This is a genomic window from Corynebacterium sp. TAE3-ERU30, from assembly GCF_019209925.1.
Lineage (GTDB): Bacteria > Actinomycetota > Actinomycetes > Mycobacteriales > Mycobacteriaceae > Corynebacterium > Corynebacterium megadyptis.
This window is the reverse complement of the sequence record NZ_JAHUTO010000004.1, coordinates 13229-33965: the sequence shown is the minus strand read 5'-3', so window position 1 is coordinate 33965 and position 20737 is coordinate 13229. Positions and strand designations below refer to the sequence as shown.

Genomic DNA, 20737 nt, shown 5'->3' with positions numbered 1-20737 from the left:
CCCGTCGTTTTTGCCATAAAAAGTGCTGGCTGTGTTCGCTGTGGCTAAATGCCCACCAGTTCGCCGCCGCGGGCGAGATAGTTGGACCAATTCTCGATGTGCGGGTTTTTCCGCAGCAGCGCACGGCGCTGGCGCTCCGTCAGCCCACCCCAGACGCCGAACTCGATCCGATTATCCAGAGCATCGGCCAGACAATGGGTGCTCACGGGGCATTCTTCGCAGATCTGGGCCGCCCGACGCTGGGCTGCACCGCGCACGAACAAGGCATCCGGATCGCTGTTGCGGCAGCGCGCGCGAGTCACCCAATCCTCGCGTTCAACGGGTTCGGTGGAAGAGGAGTGCATTCCGCTGCGGGCCGCTTCTCGATTCAAAATGAGTGAAGTAGTCATCTGCAAAACACGCCTCTCATTGATCAGCAATTTGATACTTGTAAGTGTATTCACAGTGTCGCGGAAGTGTCGAATACGGCATAAAAAGGGGGTACTTGTGGATTCACAAGCGCCAAGCGGTTGCGTACTGTAAGGGAAGTGACCAGCATTGCATCCTTGGGAAAAGTTCTCCTCGCCACCGTTGCCGCTGGTGTGCTAAGTGCCGTGGCACTGACGCCACTGGCAGGGCTCTCCGGCGCGGCAGTTGCGCGCGCCCATGAGTCGATGGCGGCTGACATCGAGAATCTCACCGACGGCACCACCCCGGGCGTCACGGAGATCCAAGACCGAAACGGCGCCCCCATCGCGTGGCTCTATAAACAGCGCCGCTTCGACGTGCCCCCGGATCAGATCTCTGAGGCCATGAAGCGCGCCATCGTCTCGATCGAGGATCGCCGCTTCTATGCGCATGACGGGGTGGACTGGCAGGGCGCCGGGCGCGCCATGGTGAAGAACCTGCTCGCCGGTAGCGTGCTCGAGGGCGCCTCCACTCTGGATCAGCAATACATCAAGAACTATGCGCTCTTGGTGGAGGCGGAAAATGATGAGGAGCAGGCCGAGGCCATCGAAACCTCCTATACCCGCAAGTTCCGCGAGATCCGCGCCGCCGCAGAGCTGGAAAAGCGGCTGGATAAAGACGAAATCCTCGGCCGCTATCTCAACCTCGTCCCCTTCGGCAATGGCGCCTACGGGGTAGAGGCTGCGGCCCGCACCTACTTTGGCATTAGCGCCGCCGAGCTCACCGTGCCCCAAGCCGCCACCTTGGCGGGCATTGTGCAGTCCTCATCCGCGCTGGATCCCTATACCAATATTGCGGGCGTCACCTCGCGCCGGAATGTGGTGCTCGACGCGATGGCGGAGATGAACTACATCTCCCGCGCGGACGCCGAGGCCTTCGCCATGGAACCCCTCGGGGTGCTGGAGCAGCCGCAGGGGCTGCCTAATGGATGTATCACCACCGGCGATCGCGGTTTCTTCTGCGACTATGTGATCCGCTATCTGGAGGAGAAGGGCATTAGCGAGGAGGACCTGCGCACCAATGCCTATACCATCCGCACCTCCCTTGATCCGGAGGTCCAGGCCGCCGCGAAAAACGCGGTCACCAGCTTCACCGACCCCTCCACCCCGGGCGTGGCTCAGGTGATGAACGTGATTAATCCGGGAAAATACTCCCGCGAGATCCAGGCGATGGTGTCCTCGCGCACCTATGGCCTCGATGGCGCGGCCGCGCAAACGATCCTGCCGCAGACCTCCACCCTGGTGGGCAATGGCGCCGGCTCGGTCTTTAAGGTCTTTACCGCCGCCGCCGCCATCGAGCAGGGCATGGGCATCGACACCGAGCTAGCGGTGCCGAAGCGCTATGAGGCCTATGGCCTCGGCGAGGGCGGCGCCGAGGGCTGCCCGCCCGGCGCCTACTGCGTGGAAAACGCCGGCCAGTACCCGCCGAAGCTCTCGCTGAAGGAGGCGCTGGCAAAATCGCCAAACACCACCTTTGTGGAGCTTATTGAGAAGGTCGGGGTGAGCTCCGTGGTGGATATTTCGGTGAAGCTGGGCCTGCGCTCCTATACGGCACCGGGCAGCTTCGATGGGGAAAGCTCCATCGCCGAGTACATGAAAAACGCCAATCTCGGCTCCTATACGCTCGGCCCGACGGCGGTGAACCCGCTGGAGCTATCGAATGTTGCCGCCACCATTTCCGCCGATGGCGTGTGGTGTGAACCCAACCCCATCATGGAGATCACCGACCGCGAGGGCAAGGAGGTGCAGCTCGATCGCCCCGAGTGCGAGCGGGCACTCTCCAGTGGCGTGGCGCAGGCGCTGAGCGACGCTCTCAGCGATGATTTCCGTTCCGGTACCGCCTCCGAGTCGGCGAAGTCGATGGGCTGGAACGGCTCGGCTGCGGGCAAGACCGGTACCACCGAGTCCAACCTGTCGAGCTCCTTCCTCGGCTTTAACTCCGGTTTCGCTGCCGCCACCTACATCTACAATGACGGCACCTCGGCCGCCCCGCTGTGTACCTCCCCGGTGCGCCAGTGCGGCCGCGGCGATCTCTATGGCGGTAAGGAGCCGGCGCGCACCTGGATTGCTGCGGCGCAGCAGATTCCCGCAGCAGCGCAGGGCTCCCTCTCCCCCGCCCACGGGCGTTTCCGAGAAGGCACCGCCAAAGATCGCATCCCGAAGGTGGTGGGCATGCAGGAAAAGGATGCCGTCCGCGCACTAGAGGAGGCCGGGCTTCGCGCCCAGGTCAAGTTCGTGGCCGGCAATGGCACCCCGCGCGGTGAGGTGAAGGGCATCGAGCACGAGCCCATCATCCACCAGGGATCGACGGTGACGCTGAAGATCTCCGATGGCTCCGCGCCCCCGCCGCCACCGCCGCCGCCATCCTCGCGGTCGAACCCGGAGCCCCCGCCGCCGCTGCCCGATCCCGACGAGATTTCGAACGCGATTAACGATCTTCTGCGGAATTTCTAGCTGAGCTTGGCCTTGACCACAGCGGAGATGCGGGCGCCATCGGCGCGGCCGGCGGCCTGGGCGGTGGCGGACTTCATCACCGCCCCCATCTCACGCATGGAGCTCGCGCCCGTCTCCGCGATGCAGGAGTCCACCAGCTGCTCCAGCTCGGCGTCGCTAAGCTGCGCCGGCTGATAGCTCTGGAAGACGGCGATCTCGGCCTCTTCCACCGCGGCAAGCTCCTCGCGCCCGGCGTCGCGATAGGTAGTGACGGATTCGCGGCGCTTCTTGATCTCGCGGGCGATGACGGCGAGGATATCGGCGTCGACAAGCTCGGTGCCGGAGGAGGTCTTCTCATACTGCACGGCGGAGAGCAGCTGCCGGATGGCATTGGAGCGCTGCTTGTCGCGCGCTTTCATGGACTCTTTGAGATCGGCGCGGATCTGTTGTTCTAATTCGCTCATGCCTCAACGATATCGCTAGGGTGTGAGGTGTGACTGCATTATTCCGCCGACTTGGTTCCGCGAGCGCCGCCGTCGCCGCCCTTGGCGCGGGCGTTGCGCTCAAAGGCATCACTAATACCAGCGACTTTCGCCTCGACACCCTCGAGCTGCCTCTGCTCGAGCCCGGGGTGCTGCGCGAGAAGGATTCCTTCGACATCCTGCACATCGCCGACCTGCACATGCTGCCCTCCCAAGGCAGCAAACAGCAGTTCGTCTCCGGGCTAGCCCAGCTGCACCCAGACCTGGTGATCAATACCGGCGATAACCTGGGCGATCCGCAGGCGGTGCCCTATGTGCTGCAGGCCCTCAACCCGCTGCTGGATGTGCCCGGCATGTTCGTCTTTGGCACCAATGATTACTTCGCCCCGCGGCCGGTGAACCCCTTCAACTACCTGCTGGGGAAGAAGCGCACCCCCTCCCGCGTGGAGCTGCCGTGGCGGGGCATGCGGGCCGCCTTCATCGAACGGGGCTGGCACGACGCTACCCACCAGCGGGTAGAGGTGAAAGTAGGCGATGTGCGCCTCGCCGTGGCCGGGGTGGATGACCCCCACCATGACCTCGACGACTATGAGCAGATCGCCGGCCCGCCCAATGCCGATGCGGATCTCGCCATCGCGCTCACCCACTCCCCCGAGCCGCGGGTGCTGGAGCGTTTCGCCGCGGACGGCTACCAGCTGAGCATCTCCGGGCACACCCACGGTGGCCAGATCTGCCTGCCCGGTGGGCGCTCCATCGTGACCAACTGCGGCATCGACCGCGAGCGCGCCCACGGGCTGCACCGCTTCGATGGGATGCACATGTATGTCTCCCGCGGCCTCGGCACCTCGAAGTATGCGCCGGTGCGGCTCAACTGCCCGCCCACCGCCACCCTGCTACGCCTCACGGAACGCCACTAGCTGCTGTTTTGTAGTTTCTTCCGGCGCTGTCCTATAGTGTTTCAGGTAGCAACGGGATATGGCGCAGCTTGGTAGCGCGCTTCGTTCGGGACGAAGAGGTCGCAGGTTCAAATCCTGTTATCCCGACCACTGGAAAAGGTCAATCATCCACCGGATGATTGGCCTTTTCGCATGTCCGGCGGCGTTATTTAAAGCTCGCCGTAGACCAGCTCCCCGCCCAGGATCGTGGCCAGCACCTGCACGCGGCCGATCTCCTCGGGCGCTACCTGCAGCGGGTTGCGATCCAAGAGCACGCAATCGGCCAGCTGCCCGGGCATGATCTGGCCCTTGCGGCCCGCCCAGCCGGTGGCCGCCGCCGATCCGGCGGTATAGGCGTAAAGAGCCTGTTCCGCGCTGAGGCGCTCGCTGCCATAGTAGAGCTGCCCGGACTGGGTGGTGCGCGTCACGAAGGACTCGATGGCCTGCAAGGGCGCCCCGTCGGTGACGGGACGGTCCGAGCTTCCGGGCAGGATGAGGCCGGCGTCGAGAAGCCTGCGAGCCGGATAGGAGAAGGCGGCGCGCTCCTCGCCAAGCACCCGGATCACGGCATCGCCGAAGGCGTGCACGAAGCGCGGCTGCGGCGCAATCACGATGGGGCGGCCGTTGATCGCGGCCAGCTGATCATCACGCACCACCCCGCCGTGCTCGATGCGGTGCGGAATCGCCGGCGCGCCATAGGTGTCAATAATCTCGGAGAGAATAGCCACCGATAGATCCACCGCCGCATCGCCGAGCGCATGCAGGGCCAGCGACCAGCCGGCCGCCGCCGCGCCGAGTGCTTGTCGACGCATCTCTGCCGGATCCCCCTGAAAATAGCCGCGGTGCGGGCAGCACAGGTAGTCCTCCGCCATCGCCGCAGTAGTGCTCAGTATCGAACCATCCATAAACATTTTGGTGGGCCCGATCTGCAGCCACTCATCGCCCAAGCCGGTACGGATGCCGCCATCGAGGCCATAGCCATAGCCATCCGCCGAGTGGCCGGCGATCTCGTGCAGGGCGTCGATGGTGGGCATGATCTGCATCCGGGTATGGCGGGTGGCCTGCTGATAGGCCCCGATCTCCCGCGGGCTATGCCCAATCCAGCCGCCGGCCACGCCACAATCGGTGACCGAGGTCAGCCCCTCGGAGAGATAGTGCGCGGTTGCCTTCTCGATGGCGGCGGCGATCTCGGTGCTTGATTCCGGCAGCAACACCTGCTGCACCAGCCGCATCGCATTCTCGTCGAGCAGACCGGTGGCCGCCCCAGTGCTATCGCAGACCACCTCGCCGCCGTCCACCAGCGGCGGGTGAGAGGGATCCACCCCGGCCGCCCACAGGGCTGGGGTATTGACGGTATTCGCATGGCCCGAGACGTGTTTGATCAGTAGTGGCCGTCCCGCCGCGGCGCGGTCGAGCGCGGCGATAGACAGCTCGCCATCCTGCAGGGCGCGGGGGCGAAACCCGGCGGCAATCACCCAGTCCCGCTCCCCCACATCGGCGGCCGCGGCGGCGATCGTGTCATAGACCTCGGTGGTGGTACACGCCGCCGAAAGATCCACCTCAGAGAGCGTCTGGCCAAACCACACGGTGTGGGCGTGGGCATCATTAAAGCCAGGAACAAGGGTGGCGCCGCCGGCGTCGATGCGTCGATCCGCGGGCAGGCGGCGGGCATCCTCGTCGAGCGCCACGAACCGCCCCTGCAGCATCGCCACCGCCGTGGCGCTGGGCTGCTGCGGATTCTGGGTGAGAATCCTCGCGTTCTCCACCAACACAATCGGACTGTGGCTCATAACAACTGCTGTCTCCTCGGATCGAACATGCATCATGCGGGCTATGCGGTGGCCCTCTGGTGGGGGATACATCCTGCACCAACCCCGCCGCTGCCTCTAGCCTTGACTGCAATGCCCTATACAGAGCTAGGAGGCTCGACATGAGCAGGACTGAACCCACCATCGCGGACGGCGACCCACAGGGGCCCGGCACCGTGGAGGTAGATTCCCGCGAGGTGGGCAAGATCGCCCGCGCCGCCTTCGTGGGCACCGTGTTGGAATGGTACGACTTTTTTCTCTTCGGCACCGCATCGGCGCTGGTGTTTAATTATCTTTTCTTCTCCAATGCCGATGACACCACCGCCACGCTCGCGGCCTTCGCCACCTTCGGCGTCGGTTTCTTCGCCCGCCCCTTCGGCGCACTACTCTTCGGCCGCATCGGCGATAAGCTGGGCCGACGGCCAGCGCTCATCCTGTCGATCGTGGTGATCGGGATGGCCACCGGCCTGATTGGCCTACTCCCCACCTACGACTCCATCGGCCTCTGGGCCCCCGTGCTGCTCACCGTGCTGCGCCTCGGCCAGGGCGTGGCGGTCGGCGGCGAATGGGGCGGCGCCACCACCATGGCCATTGAGCACGCCCCCGCCGATAAACGCGGCCGCTATGCCGCGCTCATCCAAATCGGCTCCCCCGTCGGCACCCTGCTCTCCTCCGGAGTATTCGCCCTGGTTCTGCTCATGCCGGAGGAGACCGTGGACTCCTGGGCGTGGCGCATCCCCTTCCTCTTGGCCTTCCCCTTCCTCGGCATTGCGCTGTGGATCCGCCTCAAGGTAGAAGAATCCCCCGTCTTTCGCGCCCTCGCCGCCGAGGCCGACAACGATGCCGAGGAGCAGGGCTCGCTCACGGAGCTTTTCGGCTCCTACTATCGCCAATTGATCCTGGCGGTCTCTGCGGCGCTGCTCGGTATTGGCGGCTTCTTCGTGCTGACCACCTATGTGATGAGCTATGCCACCACCGCCCTCGGCATGGCCCGCCAGGACGTGGTGAACGCCACCCTGCTGGCGGCAGTCTGCCAGATCTTCATCAACCTCATCTTCGGCCGCCTCGGCGAAAAGATCGGCCCGGGCCGCATCATCGGCTGGGGCTCGATCGCCACCGCACTACTGTCCTATCCGGTGTGGATGATGATCGACACCGCCAATGTGGCCCTGCTGACCCTCGCGGTGTGCATCGGGCTGAGCGTGGTCACCATCAGCTACTCGGTCTCCGGGCTTTTGCTCTCCGAGCTCTTCCCCGCCCAGCTGCGCTACACCGGCATCGCCATCGGCTCCAATGTGGCCGGGACGATCTCCGGCATGCTGCCCTTCGTGGCCGCCTGGCTCAATAGCTCGGGCGAGCAGCCCTCCGCCTGGCCCGGCATGCTCATCCTCGTGGTGGTGGCGCTCATTAGCGCCGCCGGCGGTTTCCTCGGCGAACGGCACCGCGTCCGCGATGAGGTCGTGCTCGAGGCCACCGATGCCGAGTAGCTAGCTGCTCTCCGGCGGGTCGGCGGTGGCGTCAGGGTGGCGTCGATAAGCCAGCTCTGCGAGCTCGCTTTTTAGCGTGGAGGTCTCCTCCCGCAGCTCGCGCACCTCGTGGGAAAGATCCTGAACGGCCGTGAGCAGCTCCCGGTGGCGGACGGAATCCATGAACTCCTCCGTCTCCGAGGAGGTGGTTTGCACCTGCTCCACCAGCCAGGAGGACAACATCGCGGTCACCACACCGGCGATCGCGATACCGGTGAGCATCAGCACCGACGCCACCAACCGGCCCTGGGAGCTCACCGGCGCAATATCGCCATAGCCCACCGTGGTCACCGTCACCAACGCCCACCACACTGCGTCGCCGAAATCCACAATCTGGCTGCCATCCTGCGTCGCCTCCGCCTCATAGAGCGTGATCGCCGCCACGAAAATCACGAGCACCGCCGTGACCGAGGTGTACCACGCCACGCTCACCCGGGCATTCGCCGCAGAAAAACGCTGCAAAATCACCAACGTCGGCAAAATCCGCAAAATCCGCAGCGGACGGAACATCGGCAGCACAATCAGCGCCAACTCCCACAGATGGCGCACAAACCAGCGCCAGGAATTCTCCGCCAGCACCAGCCGCACCGCATAGTCGACCAAAAAGCACAGCCAGACGCCCCACATGCCCACATTGGCGATCTTGGTCAGCAGCGCATCATTGGCGCCCAGGGCCGTCCACGCATACAGCACCAAAAACAGTAGTGAGGCCACCAGCATCGGGCCCTCGGAGTGGCGCTCCCACTTCTTCTGGGCGCTCACATGGTGCGGCACATGGGGCGCAAAGATCTCCTTAAGCACCACCGAGGTCTTCCGCCGCAGCGGCATGCCTGAAATATCAACGGGCCCTGCGTCCTTATCGGCCCCACTGTCGGTATTTTTCTCAGTCGAAGCAGCCACGGCCCCTACTGTGCCACATGCTCCGTCGCCGCGGGCTTATCGACGCCATCCTCTCGCACCTCAGCCGGCTCGGCGGAGCTGGGGCTCTGGCTCTGGCTCTGGCTGGCGCTGGGGCTGGGGCCCTGGCGGCGGGCGAGCCAGAGACCACCAGCGGCCATGATCGCGAGCACCGCCGCCGAGCTGCCCGCCATCACCCCGTGGGCGCTATTGCCGATGGCGCTTAATCCCGCGGTGGCATAGTGCAGCGGCATCAACCCCGTGGCGATCTGCGCCCCGAGCTCCACCGTGCCGGTCGTGGCGCTCTTCCACACCAGGCCCACGACGAGGAGCTGGAGGAGGAATACTGCCCCGACAACACCTGGGGCGAAGCGCTGCGGCAGGAGAAGCTGCACCAGCTGCGCGATGGCCGACCCAGCAATCGTGGCGAGCAGCAGCAGCCCAGCGGAGAGCGCCAGGGCGAGGACTCCGAGATCCCCCACAATGGCCAAGGCCACAGCCGCGCTGGCCGCGATCCCCACAGCGGCCACGAGCTGCTGCAGCAGGGACAGCCGGGCCAGGCCCACTGCCGCTCCGAGCCCCATGGCGAGCGCCGCGATGAGCAGCGCATAGAGCGGGGGCAGGGCGTTGGTGAGGGCCTCCGGCACCTCGGCGGGGTCTGCCTGGGCCGTGTGGGCGGGGAGGGCGCGCTGGATACCGGTGATGGAGTTCTTATTATCCTCGGCCAGCTTCTCTACCCGCTCAGCACCATCGGCCAAGGCCGTGGCCCCCTCCTGGGCGCGGATACTGCCGCGTTCCAGCTCGGCGAGGCCCTGGTTGAGATCCTTGGCGCCCTGGGTGGCCTGGAAGATGCCATCGTGGAAGGCATAGCCGGGGGTATTGAGCTGATTGGCGAGTTCCCGCGAGCCCTCCCGCATGCGGGTGAACTGGGCTTTTTGCTCCTCGCTGAGGGTGATATTTTCCAGCTGCGGCCGGTACTCGTTGAGCTGTTCGCGAAGCTCCTCGGAGCGGGGATCCACCGACTCTTCAAGCTCTTTGTCGATCTGATCCAACGCCGCCAGCAGCTGCCCGCGGGAGGCCTCCACCCCCACCAGCGCCCCGGCGACCTGCTCGATGCCATCGGCGAGTTCCTGGGCGCCCGGGCCCATCTGGCCCACGCCGGCCTGCAGCTGCACCATCCCCGCGGAGAGCTCGCCGGAGCCGCTGTGGGCCGCGGAGATGCCGTCGCGAAGCTGGGTGGTGCCCTCGGCGAGCTGGCGGGAGCCATCGCTCAGCTCCTTCACACCGGAGTTTAAGAATCCCGATTGGGTGCCGGCACTACTGGCTGCCCGGCGCGCCGCGAGGAGATCCGCATCCGAGTAGCCGGCCGGGCTGGCGGCCGCAGGCGCGCCGGAGGGCTCATCCTTGGTGGACCACGCATCGGCGGGCTCCATCCTCATCACAGCCGCCGCAATAGTGGCGAGAAGCACAGGAGCAACAATCACGAGCACAGCCAGGAAGCGAGTGAGCATGGAAGAGCTTTTCATGAGCACTAAATCTATCGCTTTCAAGGACGATTCGGCGAGAGGCCCACCGATTTACCCAGCTGGTAACGTAGAATGCGGCAATTTTTCCCGGACTCCTAGTGTGGAACTTTCTATGACCCTATCGACCGTATTGCTGTTAGTGGCAGCCACCGTGGTGTTGGCTCCACTAGCAGTTCGCTTGGGTGACCGGCTTGCGGGCTGGCCGCTCGCGCTGCTGTTCTTCGCAGCAGCGGGTGTGCTGGCCGCCAAGCTACCGGACATCATTGACGGCGACTCGCCCACCTTCTCCATGACGTGGATCAGCGATTTCGCCGCCACAGGCGTAGATGTAAACCTGAATTTTATTGCGGATCCTCTCAGCACCTTCTTTGCTTTGTTGGCGCTTGTGATCGGCGGCGTGGTCTTCATATATTCCGCCGCCTATCTGCACAACGATGACTTCAACCTCAGCTTCTACTGGCTGATGTCCGCGTTCACCTTCTCCATCCTGCTGCTGGTGCTCACCGACGACATCGTGGTGCTGTTCATCGCCTGGGAGCTGGTGAGCATGGCCAGCTTCATGCTCATTGGGCGCGCCAAGGGATCCAGCGGCCAGATGGGCGCGATCCGCACCCTGATCCTCACCTTCACCGGCGGACTCACCCTCCTGACCGCGGTGGCGATCATGGTGGCCAAGACCGGCACGACCTCCATCAGGGAGATTCTCGCCTCCGACTTCTGGGCGGCGGATCCGAACCTTACTACTGTTTTGGCGGTCTTGGTCGCGGTCTCGGCCTTCACTAAATCCGCCCAGCTGCCCTTCCACTTCTGGCTGCCCGAGGCCATGGCCGCCGCCACCCCCGTGTCGGCGTTCCTGCACGCCGCCGCCGTGGTGAAGGCCGGCGTCTATGTGCTCATGCGTTTCTCCGCGGTCTTTGCAGACAACCACACCTGGAATGTACTGCTGATCTCGGTGGGCATGACTACTGCTGTGATGGCGGCATTCTTCGCCATCCAGAAGACCGATCTGAAAAGCCTCACCGCCTACTCCACCGTCTCCCACCTGGGCTGGATCGTGGCGACTATCGGCGTGGGCACCCCCTTCGCGCTGGCCGCCGCCCTCGTGCACACCCTGGCGCACGGGCTGTTCAAGTCCAGCCTGTTCATGCTCATCGGCGTGGTCGACCACCAGGCCGGCTCCCGCGATATCCGTCGCCTGGGGCCGCTGTATAAGAAGATGCCCTTCACCTTCGCCTCCGCCGCCATCGGCTTGATGTCGATGGCCGCCGTGCCGCCGCTCTTCGGCTTCGTCTCCAAGGAGGGCATGCTGGAGGCCTTCACCGAGGCGCCGCTGACCTCCACGGGCGTGAGCTCACTACTGATCGCGGCCGCCGTGGGCGCATGGTTTACCTTCTCCTACTCCGCACGCTTCTTGTTCGGGGCGTTTATCGACGGCGACCGCTCGGTGGATGACGTCCACGAAGCGCCGGTATCTCTGTGGCTGCCCGCCGCCCTGCCGGGCCTGATGTCGCTGCCGATCGTGTTTGTTCTCGGCGTGCTGGATAAGCCCATTGCCGCCGCCGTGGGCTCGGTCGCCGCCGAGCCGGAACTGCACCTGGCGCTGTGGCACGGGGTGAACACTCCGTTCATGATCTCCATGGGTGTGCTGGCCGCCGGCCTGCTCACCATCATCTACCGCAAGCCGCTTTTCAAGGCGATCGGCGAATACACCTTCGCTCCCTTCACCGGCAACCAGGCGCTCGCCGTGCTCATGGGCTCCGCCGCCGGCTGGGGCAAGGCCGTGGGCCGCATGGCGGATTCCTTCTCCCCCTCCCGGCACCTGGCCCCACCGCTGGTGGTGGTGTGCATCCTCGGCTTCATGGTGAGCTTCTTCAGCGGCGGAGTCGATGGCGTTGCCATGCCGCCGCGCGTGGAGGGCACCGATACGCTGCTGGATTTGGTGCCACTACTGATCGTGGTGATGTCCGTCAGCGGCCTCATGCGCGCCAAGTCCCGGCTGCACGCAGTAGTGCTTGTGGGCACCGCTGGTGTGGGCGTGACCCTGCAGGTGCTGCTTTTGGGCGCGCCCGACGTGGCACTGACCCAGTTCACCGTGGAAATCCTCATCACCGTCATGATGATGCTGGTGGTGCGCTTGCAACCGCGCTACTTCCACCGGACCTCGGACCGGCGCCGCTACTGGTCGGCCGTGCTGGCGATCGCCACCGGTATTGTCACCTTCCTCGCCGTCTACGGTCTGCTGGCCCGCAATGGCGGCCGCTCCGAGATCGCGCAATGGTACATCGATAACGCCCCCGAGATCTCCGGCGGCACCAATATCGTCGCGGTGATCCTGGTGGAGTTCCGTGCACTCGATACCTTGGGCGAGCTGTCCGTGCTGGGCATGGCCGGTGTGGTCATCTACTCGGTGGTGTACTCGGTGCCGAAGCACAGCTTCCTGCCGGGCACCAAGCCGCCGCGCTTCGGCTTTGAGGATCTCAACGCCACCCCGCTGCGGCACGTGTTCAAGGTTGTCGTCCCCGTCCTCATGGTGCTGTCCGTGCTGATCTTCCTGCGCGGCCACGAGGACCCGGGCGGAGGATTCGTGGCGGCCCTCGTCGCCGGCGGCGCAATCGCCCTCGGCTACCTGGCGAAACCCGCCGACGAGCGCATCGTCAAACCCAATACGCCCTTCCTGCTCATCGGTTTCGGCATCATCCTGGCGCTCACCCCCGGCTTCTTGGGGCTGACGGAAGGCTCCTTCCTCTACGCCATCCACGGCCACATCGGTGATATCCACCTGACTACCTCGCTCATCTTCGACATGGGCATCTACCTGGCGGTGCTCGGCATGATCACCATGGGCATCAACGCCCTCGGTGGCCGCCTGCGCCCCGGCGCCTACCCCGGCGATCTCGCCTTCGTCCGTGACGACGAGTCGCCCCTGCCCGATGTCAGCTTCGACGAAGACCCCGAGGCGGAACTGACCGACCCGGACTTCCACCACCAGATGGACGTCGAAAAGCAAGAAGGAAAGAAGGTGCACCAGCAATGATCATGGCCCTGACCATCGCGGTCCTCGTCGCCGGCGGTGTGTACCTCGTGATGCAACGCGGCATGATGCGCATCGTGCTCGGCATGTCGCTCATCAGCCACGCCGCGAACATCATCATCCTCGTCGCCGGCGTCCCCGCCTACCGCGGCGAAGTCTTTGGCGACCGCACCGACATCGCCGACATGGCCGACCCGCTGCCCCAAGCCTTCGTGCTGACAGCCATCGTGATCACGATGGCCACCGTCACCTTCATGCTGGCGCTCGCAGCACTCGGCCTCGACGACGACACCCGCAACCCCACCGACCCCGAAGCGCCCGCCGCGTGGAACACCGCCGGCCGCAAAGTCCGCACCAATCAATCACCCCGCCGCGCCGAAAAGCTCAAGCAACGCTATAAGCGGCACCTGAAGGATGCGGAGGAAAACGACTAATGGACATTGTTCTTCCGCTGTTTGTTGCGATCCCACTACTGATCGCGGGCATTGCGACACTACTGCCCAACAAAACCGCCCGCGACGCCCTGCACCTCATCGTGCCCGCGGGGACCATCATCGCCGGGCTGTGGCTCTTTAGCTACACCGCCGAACACGGCCCCATCGCCCACAACGTGGGCAAATACGTGGGCGGCGTCGCCATCCCCTTCGTGGCTGACCCCTTCTCGGCGGTCATGATCGTCACTACTGCCATCGTGGCATTGTCGGCGAACTGGTTTGCCACTACTGTCGGCGAAACCCGCGCCCGGTTCTATCCGGCGCTCACGCTGATGCTGCAAACAGGTATCAACGGTGCACTACTGACCGGCGACCTGTTCAACTTCTTCGTGTTCATGGAGGTCATGCTGCTGCCCTCCTATGGTCTGCTCGCCATGACCGGCACCTGGTCGCGCATGGCATCGGGCCGACTATTCGTGCTGGTGAACCTGACCGCCTCGACACTACTGCTCATTGGCGTCGGCATCCTCTACGGTGTCGCCGGCTCGGTGAACATCGCCGCCCTCGCCGGGGCAGGGGCAGGAAACGGCCCCGTGACCGTGGCGCTCGGCATCGTGATGATCGCCCTCGCCATCAAGGCCGGCGTGTTCCCCGTGCACACCTGGCTCCCCCGCACCTACCCGGGATCCTCGGCGGCAGTCATGGCGCTATTCTCCGGCCTGCACACCAAGGTGGCGGTGTACATGATCTTCCGCATCTACACCGTGATCTTCGACCTCGACGACCGCTGGAACACCCTCATCATCGTGGTGATGGTGGCCTCCATGCTCGTCGGCGGCTTCGCCGGCCTCGCCGAGCACACCATTCGGCGCGTACTCGCCTACCAGATGGTTAACGGCATGCCCTTCATCCTGGTCATGCTCGCCTTCACCACCCTGGACCCGCAGCGTGCACTCGCCGCCGGCCTGCTCTACGCCCTACACCACATGATCACCATCGGTGCCCTCACCCTCACCTCCGGAGCGATTGAGGAAACCTACGGCACCGGCCGGATCATTCGACTCTCCGGGCTGATGCGGCGCGACCCGCTCGTAGCCGCAATCTTCGCCGCCGGCTCCTTCTCCATCGTCGGCTTCCCGCCACTATCGGGCCTGTGGGGCAAGCTCTTCATCATGGCCGAAGTGGCGCGCCCCGCCACTACTGCCTCGTGGATCGTGATCACCACCATCATCGTGGCCTCCATGGGCGCACTACTGAGCATGCTGCGCGTGTGGCGGAAGGTGTTCTGGGGCAAGCCGATGCAGACCTCCCAGTTCCCCGCCGACTACGTGATCGCAAAACCGATCATCGCGCCGGCCGCCGTCATGATCCTGCTGTCCTTCGCCATGTTCATCTTCGCCGGCACCATGTTCGATGTGGTGCTCACCGCCAGCGAAGGACTACTGGACGTGAGCAGCTACCAGCAGGCAGTCCTAGACAACTTCGATCAGGCCGTCGGCGTCGTCGCCGGGGCGGCAGGATAGGACAACAATGCACTGGATTAGCTACACCATCTGGTTGATTGGCCAAGTGATTGCGTCGGCAAGCAAAGTCGCAATCGACACGGTTCGCATCAACAACACCCAAGACCCGATCATCGTCAACTATCCCGTGCGGGTCACCGGTGAATGGGAGCGCACGCTGTTCTCCACCTCCATCACCATGACCCCGGGCACCCTATCCGTGGGCTTCCGGCCCGTCGAGACCATCGACGGCGCCGAATCCGAATCCGGCTACATCCTGCTCGTGCAGGCCGTATACGGATCCGATCCCGCCGAAGTGATCGCCGATCTGGCGCACATGGAAGAAAAACTGGCGCCCCGCGTCGCAGACACACCCCTGCACTACAGCGCATGGATGTATGCCGGCAACGTCGGCGACGGCTACCGCAACGATATCGACTTCCCGCTCGCGGAACTCGACGAAAACAGCGCCAAAAGCAAAGAGCAAAAGCGCGTCGACCGCGTCAAACAAGCCCGTATCGAGGCCGCCAAACGGCAACAGCAGCAGAAAGGAGACAAGAAATGAGCGTTCTTGAGATCATCTGCTACCTCGGCATCGCCACCTTCACCATCGCGCTGACCATCGCGCTGTCGCTCGCCATCCGCTCCCAGGACCCGGGCACCCGCGCACTACTGGCCGACATGGTGTTCTACTGCATGCTGGGCATCTACCTCATCTGGACCCTCACGCACCCCGTATCCATCGCCTATGAGGTAGCCCTCCTGGCCTCGATCATGGGTGCGCTCACTACTGTTTCGCTCGCCCGCATCCTTTCGAAAGGCAGGAGGTAGTCATGACCATCAGCGACATTATCGTCGGAGCCCTCGTGCTCCTGGCCGCATTCATTGCCATGGTTACCGTGCGTTCCATTTGGGAGGCCAAGGATGCGCTGACCCGCGTGAATCTTTTGAGCCCGCTCACGGGAGTAGCACTACCACTGCTGATTATCGCGAACCTGGTGAACGACTTCTCCACCAAGGGGTTTGACCCCAATAACCTCGTTCGCGCCATCATTTCGATCGCTTTCCTACTGGCAGTAGTAAGCGTCTCCAGCTTCTACCTGGCCCGCGCCATCTACGGTGTCTCTGTGGATGACCGCGTGCGCCTGGCCAAGGAGCGTTCCTCCCAGCAGGAGGACGATGCGCCTGCTGAAGGCTCCGCCGCTGAGCCCGATCCGCAGGTGTCTGAACAGTAGTACTGTTCTCGCCACCAACCCCCAAGGAATCCTGATCCTTGGGGGTTGTTTTGCGCGCACCTGAAGCCCCACCGCATTCTGGGCGCGGAGGGGCTGAGGCGACTAGGGGTTTAGCTCGCGGGTGGTTCGCACCCGGGCGGCCATGGTTGGTTGCGGATGCGTCTGCCGGCGGCGCGGGAGGCGGCGTATCCGTTGTTGATGTTCACCGATGGGTGCGGGGTGCCGCGGGCGGTGCCGACGATTCCGGTGTGGGGGTCGCGGCGGGCGTGGTGTCTTCGCGGGTCGCGTTGGGTGTCGTCGTTGTCGGTGTGGTGGGTGCGGCATCTCGCGGTGAGGTTTTCGATGTCAGTAGTGCCGCCGTGTTCCCACGCAGTGATGTGGTGGATGTCGGATCGCGACAGCGGTGTGGAACAGCCTGGGTGGGAGCACACCCCTTCGGAGGCGAAGAGGGCGAGCCGTTGGGCGAAGGTGGCGGTGCGACGCATGCGGCCGACGCGCAGCGCCATCCCGGTGGAGGGGTCGTGGATGACGTAGAAGCCGTATTTGTTGGCCCCGAGTTCTTCGATCTGGTCGAGGGTGAGGTTGATCCCGGTGTTGGTGGGCAGGGTGTAGCCGGCGGCGATGAGGTCGTCGCGGTCGAAGTCTTTGGCGGAGAAGCTGAAGACCATGGCGCTGCTTCGGCTGGTGTCGCCGCGGTTCATGACGGTGCAGGCGGCGTCGGCGCTGCGCTGGTCGAAGGTGCGGGTATCGCCGTGGGGTCGCGGCTTCCGGAGTTCGGCGTCGAGTTGGGCTTTGAAGTCGGCGATGGCGGCGGCGGGGAGTTTGGCGTTGATGGAGCAGGTGCCGTCTTCATCGGTGCGGGTAATGCGGAAGAAGCGCTTGCGGCGGCCGCGATCGGGGTTGGCGCCGAGCCGGGCGTTGAGGGTGCGGACGCGTTCGATGGCGGCGGCGCGCACGTCGGCGTAGCTATGGGTGGTGGCGTAGGTGACGAGCTGATTGCGCAGGGTTTCGCGGATCAGGGCGTTGTCGGTTTTGAGTTTGGCGAGTTTCGTTTCGATGACGGTGCGGGTTTCTGCGGAGATGAGGGCCTGGCGCAGCAGCTGTTCACTGGCGGTGCGCAGCTCGGCGGCCTCGGCGCGGCGGGCGCGGACCTCGTCGTCTTCCTCGGTGGCGTCATCCACCATGGGTCCGTAGAGCCGGTGCGCCTGGGTGGAGACAGTAGTGGCGCGGCTGCGGGACCAGCCGAAGTCTTCTTCGAGCACCCGCACGGATTTCCCCGTTCCGGCGACCACGCTGGATAGTCCGTTGGCGAGCCGGTGCGCGAGTAGCACGTCGATGTGCGCTTTGAGCCCCATGAGCGCATCCATGGCGACGATCTCCTCCCACTGCTCGGCGATCTCGGCGTCGCTGGCAGTAGTGAGCACCGATTCGGCGGCCTCGAGGGCGGCGGCGAGATCGGCGCGGGCGCGCTGCAGGGTGGTCATGGCTCACATCGTGGCCCACCCGCCCCGCGTTGTCATCACGCTGCACGCTTATCGACGCCATCCTGTGCATAACCCCTTTTTCTATCCACAGCCCCTAGCCGAGGAGCATCACCCAGCCGAGGATGCCGGTGAGTACCACGATGGGGATGGCCACGGATACTACTGCTATGTCTTTGTAGGATTGCCGGTGCGTCATTCCGCATACGAGCAACATCGTGAGCACCGCGCCGTTGTGCGGCAGGGAGTCGAAGGACACTGAGGCCATGGCCATGAGCCGGTGCAGCAGCTCGGGGTCGATGTTTTGTTGTGCCGCGAGCGCCGCTAGGTCGGGGCCGAAGGCTTCGAGGGTAATGGATAGCCCACCGGAGGAGGAACCGGTGACTCCGGAGATCGCGGCCACCGAGGTGATGCCGACCAGGATGGCGTTGTGGGCGAGATCGAAGATGGCGTCGCGAAGCACCGCGAACACGGCGAGGGAGGCCACCACCGCGCCGTAGCCCACCTCGGAGGCAGTAGTAAGCGCGGGAAGGATCGCGTTTTTGGCGCCTTCGGACAGGTCTGCGACGAGCTCGGATACGTGCCGGAAGCGCATTGCCATGATCAGCAGGATGCCCGTGGCCAGCGCCACCACGACGCTCCACAGCCCTCGGACGGCGTCGATCGTGGTGGAGCCGTATTTCTCCGAGTCCAGGTAGGAGAAGTCCATGGCCTCGCTGAGGACGTAGATGAAGAGGAAGTTCATCACGATCACTACTGCAATGGGCAGCAGTCCGCGCAGGCCACGCAGCGCCACGTGCTCGGTGCTCGATTCAGTAGTGTCCTCAGGCTCATCATCACCGAAGGGCTCCCCGGCGCGGATGAGCGCCCGGGCGCGCCGGTTGAGCCACGCCATGCCGAGCGCGAACATGGCGATGGAGCCGATGAGCCCCACGACGGGTGCCGCGTAGCCGGTGGTGCCGAAGTAGCGGGTGGGGATCACGTTGTGTACCTGCGGGCTGCCGGGCAGGGCGGCGATGGCGAAGGTGATGGTGCCGAGTGCCAGCGCCGCTGGCATGAGCCTTTTCGGGATCCCCGCCTGCCGAAATAGCGGCGTGGCAATGGGCACGATGGTGAAGGCCACCACCCAGGCGCTCACACCGCCATAGGTGAGCAGGGCGGTGGCGAGCACGGTGGAGAGGATGGCGCGCTGCGGGCCGAAGAGCGCCGAGATGCCGCGGGCGAGGTCGGCGGCGAGTCCAGAGCTGGTCATGAGCCGGCCGAAGATCGCGCCGCTGAGAAAGAGCGGGAAGAAGCTGATAATGAACCCGCCGAGCGCCGGCATGAAGATTTGGGTGTAGGTGGCCAGTAGTGGGGCTCCGGACAGTAGTGTCGCGAGCAGTGCCGCGATGGGGGCGACGATGATCACGGAGTGCCCGCGGTACGCGAGCACGAGAAGTACACCCAGGGAGAGGAAGATGCCGCTGAGTCCGAGTACCATGTTTTCTGCCTTTCTGGGCACCGGCGCTGGCCGGTGTACTTATAATGCGGGGCATGAGCACTGATTCGGCGAACGCCCGCACCCGCATTCTGGTGGTGGCCCGCGAGTTGTTTGCGGAGAGCTCTTTCGCGGGGGTGTCGTTGAAGGAGATCGCCCAGGTGGCGGAGGTGTCGCCGGCGCTGATCGTGAAGCATTTTCACAGCAAGGAGAACCTGTTCGCGGCTACTCTCGATTTTTCGGAGTCGGCGCGGGCGCTGTTCGCGGGCCCTTTTGCCCAGCTGGGTGCCACCGCGATCGAGGAGACGCTGACGGCACCGTGGGCTGCGCCTTATTCGATTGTGCGGGCGTTGACGATCGCGGATGGTTCCTTGGCGTCGTTGCAGGCGATCGGCGAGCGTATTCAGCGCGATATTTTGCAGGTGCTCACTGACCGCATCGCGGCGGAGGCCCCGCATCCTTTTCCCGCGCCGCGGCTGCGCGCCCAGGCGGCGATGTCCCTGCTCACGGGCTTATCGTTGATGCGCCGCTGCGGGGATGTGGAGTTTGCCTCCTTTCCCCACGAGCAGCTGGTGGGCTTTTATGCCACCCAGCTGCAGTCGCTTATCGACGGCCACCCGCAGCCACGCTAACTACTGCGCCGCACGCACCTGGTTGATCACCACGGAGAAGTCCCGCTCCCCTTCCCCGGCGTCCTGCAGCTGGGTGAATAGCTCGAGGGCGTGCCGGCCCAGCTGGGTGTCGGTGCTGGTCTGGGTGGCGGAGTCGATGGCCAGCGCGAGGTCTTTGCAGATGAGGTTGGTGGAGAAGCCGGCGGCGAAGTCCCTATTGGCGGGGGCGCTTTCGACCACATCGGGTACGGGGCAATTAGTAGTGAGCGCCCAGCAGCTGCCGGTGGAGTGCGAGACCACGTCGAAGAAGGCGCGGGGGCTGAGGCCGAGCCTTTCGCCGAGCACCATGCCCTCAGCGATGGCGATCTGCTGGATGCCGAGGATCATGTTGTTGCATAGCTTGGCGGCCGCGCCGGCGCCGGGGCCGCCGCAGTGGGTGAGGGATGCCCCCATGACTTCGAGCACGGGGCGGGCCTGTTCCACGGCCGCGGCCTCGCCACCGACCATGAAGGCCAGCTTCCCGGCGCGGGCGCCCACCACACCTCCGGAGACGGGGGCGTCGATGTAGCGGTGCCCGGCCGCGGCGGCGGTGGCGGCGTTGCTGGTGGCTTCGTCGACGCCGATGGTGGAGGAATCAATGAAGAGCGCGTTGCCGGGGTGCTCGGCGATGATCTCGCGGAGGGTGGCGTCGACAAGCGCACCGTTGGGGAGCATGGTGATGATGATGCTGGCGTCGCGGGCGGCGGCAGCGGCGGATTCGTGGACGTCGATCCCAGCCGCGCGGGCGGCGGTGATGGCCGGTTCCATCACGTCGAAGCCGGTGACGGTGTAGCCGGCGGCGTGGAGGTTGCTGGCCATGGGCCCGCCCATGTTGCCGAGGCCGATGAAAGCGATGGTGGTCATTGCTCTCTCC

18 protein-coding genes and 1 tRNA gene are annotated in these 20737 nt (G+C 64.8%); 11 read left to right on the top strand and 8 right to left on the bottom strand.

Translation table 11 applies throughout. The features are described 5' to 3' along the window. Positions 1-44: 44 nt before the first annotated feature. The gene (locus KR227_RS08360; RefSeq protein ID WP_151529441.1) at positions 45-344 is read right to left on the bottom strand and encodes a WhiB family transcriptional regulator; all 300 of its coding nucleotides are present in this window, start codon (positions 342-344) and stop codon (positions 45-47) included. Between the two features lie 183 nt (positions 345-527). Here KR227_RS08360 and KR227_RS08355 point away from each other — a divergent pair, with 183 nt between their 5' ends. Continuing rightward, on the top strand, positions 528-2900 hold the full coding sequence (locus tag KR227_RS08355) for a transglycosylase domain-containing protein (protein WP_218364927.1): 2373 nt from the start codon (positions 528-530) through the stop codon (positions 2898-2900). On the opposite strand, the gene KR227_RS08350 is transcribed toward KR227_RS08355, so the two are convergent. Continuing rightward, on the bottom strand, positions 2897-3343 hold the full coding sequence (locus KR227_RS08350; RefSeq protein ID WP_218364926.1) for a GatB/YqeY domain-containing protein: 447 nt from the start codon (positions 3341-3343) through the stop codon (positions 2897-2899). The genes KR227_RS08355 and KR227_RS08350 overlap by 4 nt on opposite strands. A 29-nt stretch (positions 3344-3372) precedes the next feature. On the opposite strand from KR227_RS08350, the gene KR227_RS08345 reads away from it, so the two are divergent. Both KR227_RS08345 and KR227_RS08340 read left to right on the top strand, forming a co-directional pair. After that, complete coding sequence (locus KR227_RS08345) at positions 3373-4278, top strand: metallophosphoesterase (RefSeq protein WP_218364925.1); 906 nt, start codon at positions 3373-3375, stop codon at positions 4276-4278. A 52-nt stretch (positions 4279-4330) separates the two neighbouring features. Further along, a tRNA-Pro gene (locus KR227_RS08340) sits at positions 4331-4407 on the top strand. 59 nt (positions 4408-4466) lie between these two features. On the opposite strand, the gene KR227_RS08335 is transcribed toward KR227_RS08340, so the two are convergent. Next, on the bottom strand, positions 4467-6086 hold the full coding sequence (locus KR227_RS08335; protein WP_218364924.1) for an amidohydrolase: 1620 nt from the start codon (positions 6084-6086) through the stop codon (positions 4467-4469). Positions 6087-6226: 140 nt separating this feature from the next. On the opposite strand from KR227_RS08335, the gene KR227_RS08330 reads away from it, so the two are divergent. Continuing rightward, entirely contained in the window at positions 6227-7591 is a 1365-nt protein-coding gene (locus tag KR227_RS08330) for an MFS transporter (protein WP_218364923.1), read from the top strand. Here KR227_RS08330 and KR227_RS08325 read toward each other — a convergent pair whose 3' ends face one another. Both KR227_RS08325 and KR227_RS08320 read right to left on the bottom strand, forming a co-directional pair. Then, positions 7592-8530: a potassium channel family protein gene (locus tag KR227_RS08325; protein ID WP_218364922.1), complete on the bottom strand. Its 939-nt coding sequence runs from the start codon at positions 8528-8530 to the stop codon at positions 7592-7594. It abuts the gene before it with no gap. A gap of 5 nt (positions 8531-8535) precedes the next feature. Further along, positions 8536-10053, bottom strand: coding sequence for a YhgE/Pip domain-containing protein (locus tag KR227_RS08320; protein WP_218364921.1), 1518 nt, complete (start codon positions 10051-10053; stop codon positions 8536-8538). A 112-nt stretch (positions 10054-10165) separates the two neighbouring features. Between KR227_RS08320 and KR227_RS08315 the strand changes: the two genes are divergently transcribed. The 6 genes from KR227_RS08315 to KR227_RS08290 are packed head-to-tail and all read left to right on the top strand — an operon-like array spanning position 10166 to position 16255. Beyond that, complete coding sequence (locus tag KR227_RS08315) at positions 10166-13087, top strand: DUF4040 family protein (RefSeq protein ID WP_218364920.1); 2922 nt, start codon at positions 10166-10168, stop codon at positions 13085-13087. Beyond that, on the top strand, positions 13084-13518 hold the full coding sequence (locus KR227_RS08310) for a sodium:proton antiporter (RefSeq protein WP_151549694.1): 435 nt from the start codon (positions 13084-13086) through the stop codon (positions 13516-13518). Before KR227_RS08315 ends, KR227_RS08310 begins: the two co-directional genes overlap by 4 nt. Continuing rightward, positions 13518-15041, top strand: coding sequence for a monovalent cation/H+ antiporter subunit D family protein (locus tag KR227_RS08305; protein ID WP_218364919.1), 1524 nt, complete (start codon positions 13518-13520; stop codon positions 15039-15041). The genes KR227_RS08310 and KR227_RS08305 overlap by 1 nt, the downstream gene beginning before the upstream one ends. A gap of 7 nt (positions 15042-15048) precedes the next feature. Next, a complete protein-coding gene (locus tag KR227_RS08300; protein ID WP_218364918.1) occupies positions 15049-15585 on the top strand; it encodes a monovalent cation/H+ antiporter subunit E in 537 nt (178 codons plus the stop codon). Then, positions 15582-15851 carry a cation:proton antiporter gene (locus KR227_RS08295; RefSeq protein WP_218364917.1) on the top strand — a complete coding sequence of 90 codons (270 nt, stop codon included), beginning with the start codon at positions 15582-15584 and terminating at the stop codon, positions 15849-15851. Before KR227_RS08300 ends, KR227_RS08295 begins: the two co-directional genes overlap by 4 nt. A 2-nt stretch (positions 15852-15853) precedes the next feature. Then, positions 15854-16255: a Na+/H+ antiporter subunit G gene (locus KR227_RS08290; protein WP_151549698.1), complete on the top strand. Its 402-nt coding sequence runs from the start codon at positions 15854-15856 to the stop codon at positions 16253-16255. 110 nt (positions 16256-16365) lie between these two features. Here KR227_RS08290 and KR227_RS08285 read toward each other — a convergent pair whose 3' ends face one another. Both KR227_RS08285 and KR227_RS08280 read right to left on the bottom strand, forming a co-directional pair. Next, on the bottom strand, positions 16366-17739 hold the full coding sequence (locus KR227_RS08285) for an HNH endonuclease signature motif containing protein (protein WP_218364916.1): 1374 nt from the start codon (positions 17737-17739) through the stop codon (positions 16366-16368). Positions 17740-17833: 94 nt separating this feature from the next. Then, a complete protein-coding gene (locus tag KR227_RS08280) occupies positions 17834-19216 on the bottom strand; it encodes a GntP family permease (RefSeq protein ID WP_218364915.1) in 1383 nt (460 codons plus the stop codon). Between the two features lie 53 nt (positions 19217-19269). On the opposite strand from KR227_RS08280, the gene KR227_RS08275 reads away from it, so the two are divergent. Further along, positions 19270-19845 (top strand): TetR/AcrR family transcriptional regulator, encoded by a 576-nt coding sequence (locus KR227_RS08275; RefSeq protein WP_218364914.1) that lies wholly within the window; start codon positions 19270-19272, stop codon positions 19843-19845. Here the strand turns inward: KR227_RS08275 and mmsB are convergent, their stop codons facing one another. Next, positions 19846-20727, bottom strand: coding sequence for a 3-hydroxyisobutyrate dehydrogenase (gene mmsB / locus KR227_RS08270; RefSeq protein ID WP_218364913.1), 882 nt, complete (start codon positions 20725-20727; stop codon positions 19846-19848). It lies immediately after the preceding gene. Positions 20728-20737: the final 10 nt, after the last annotated feature.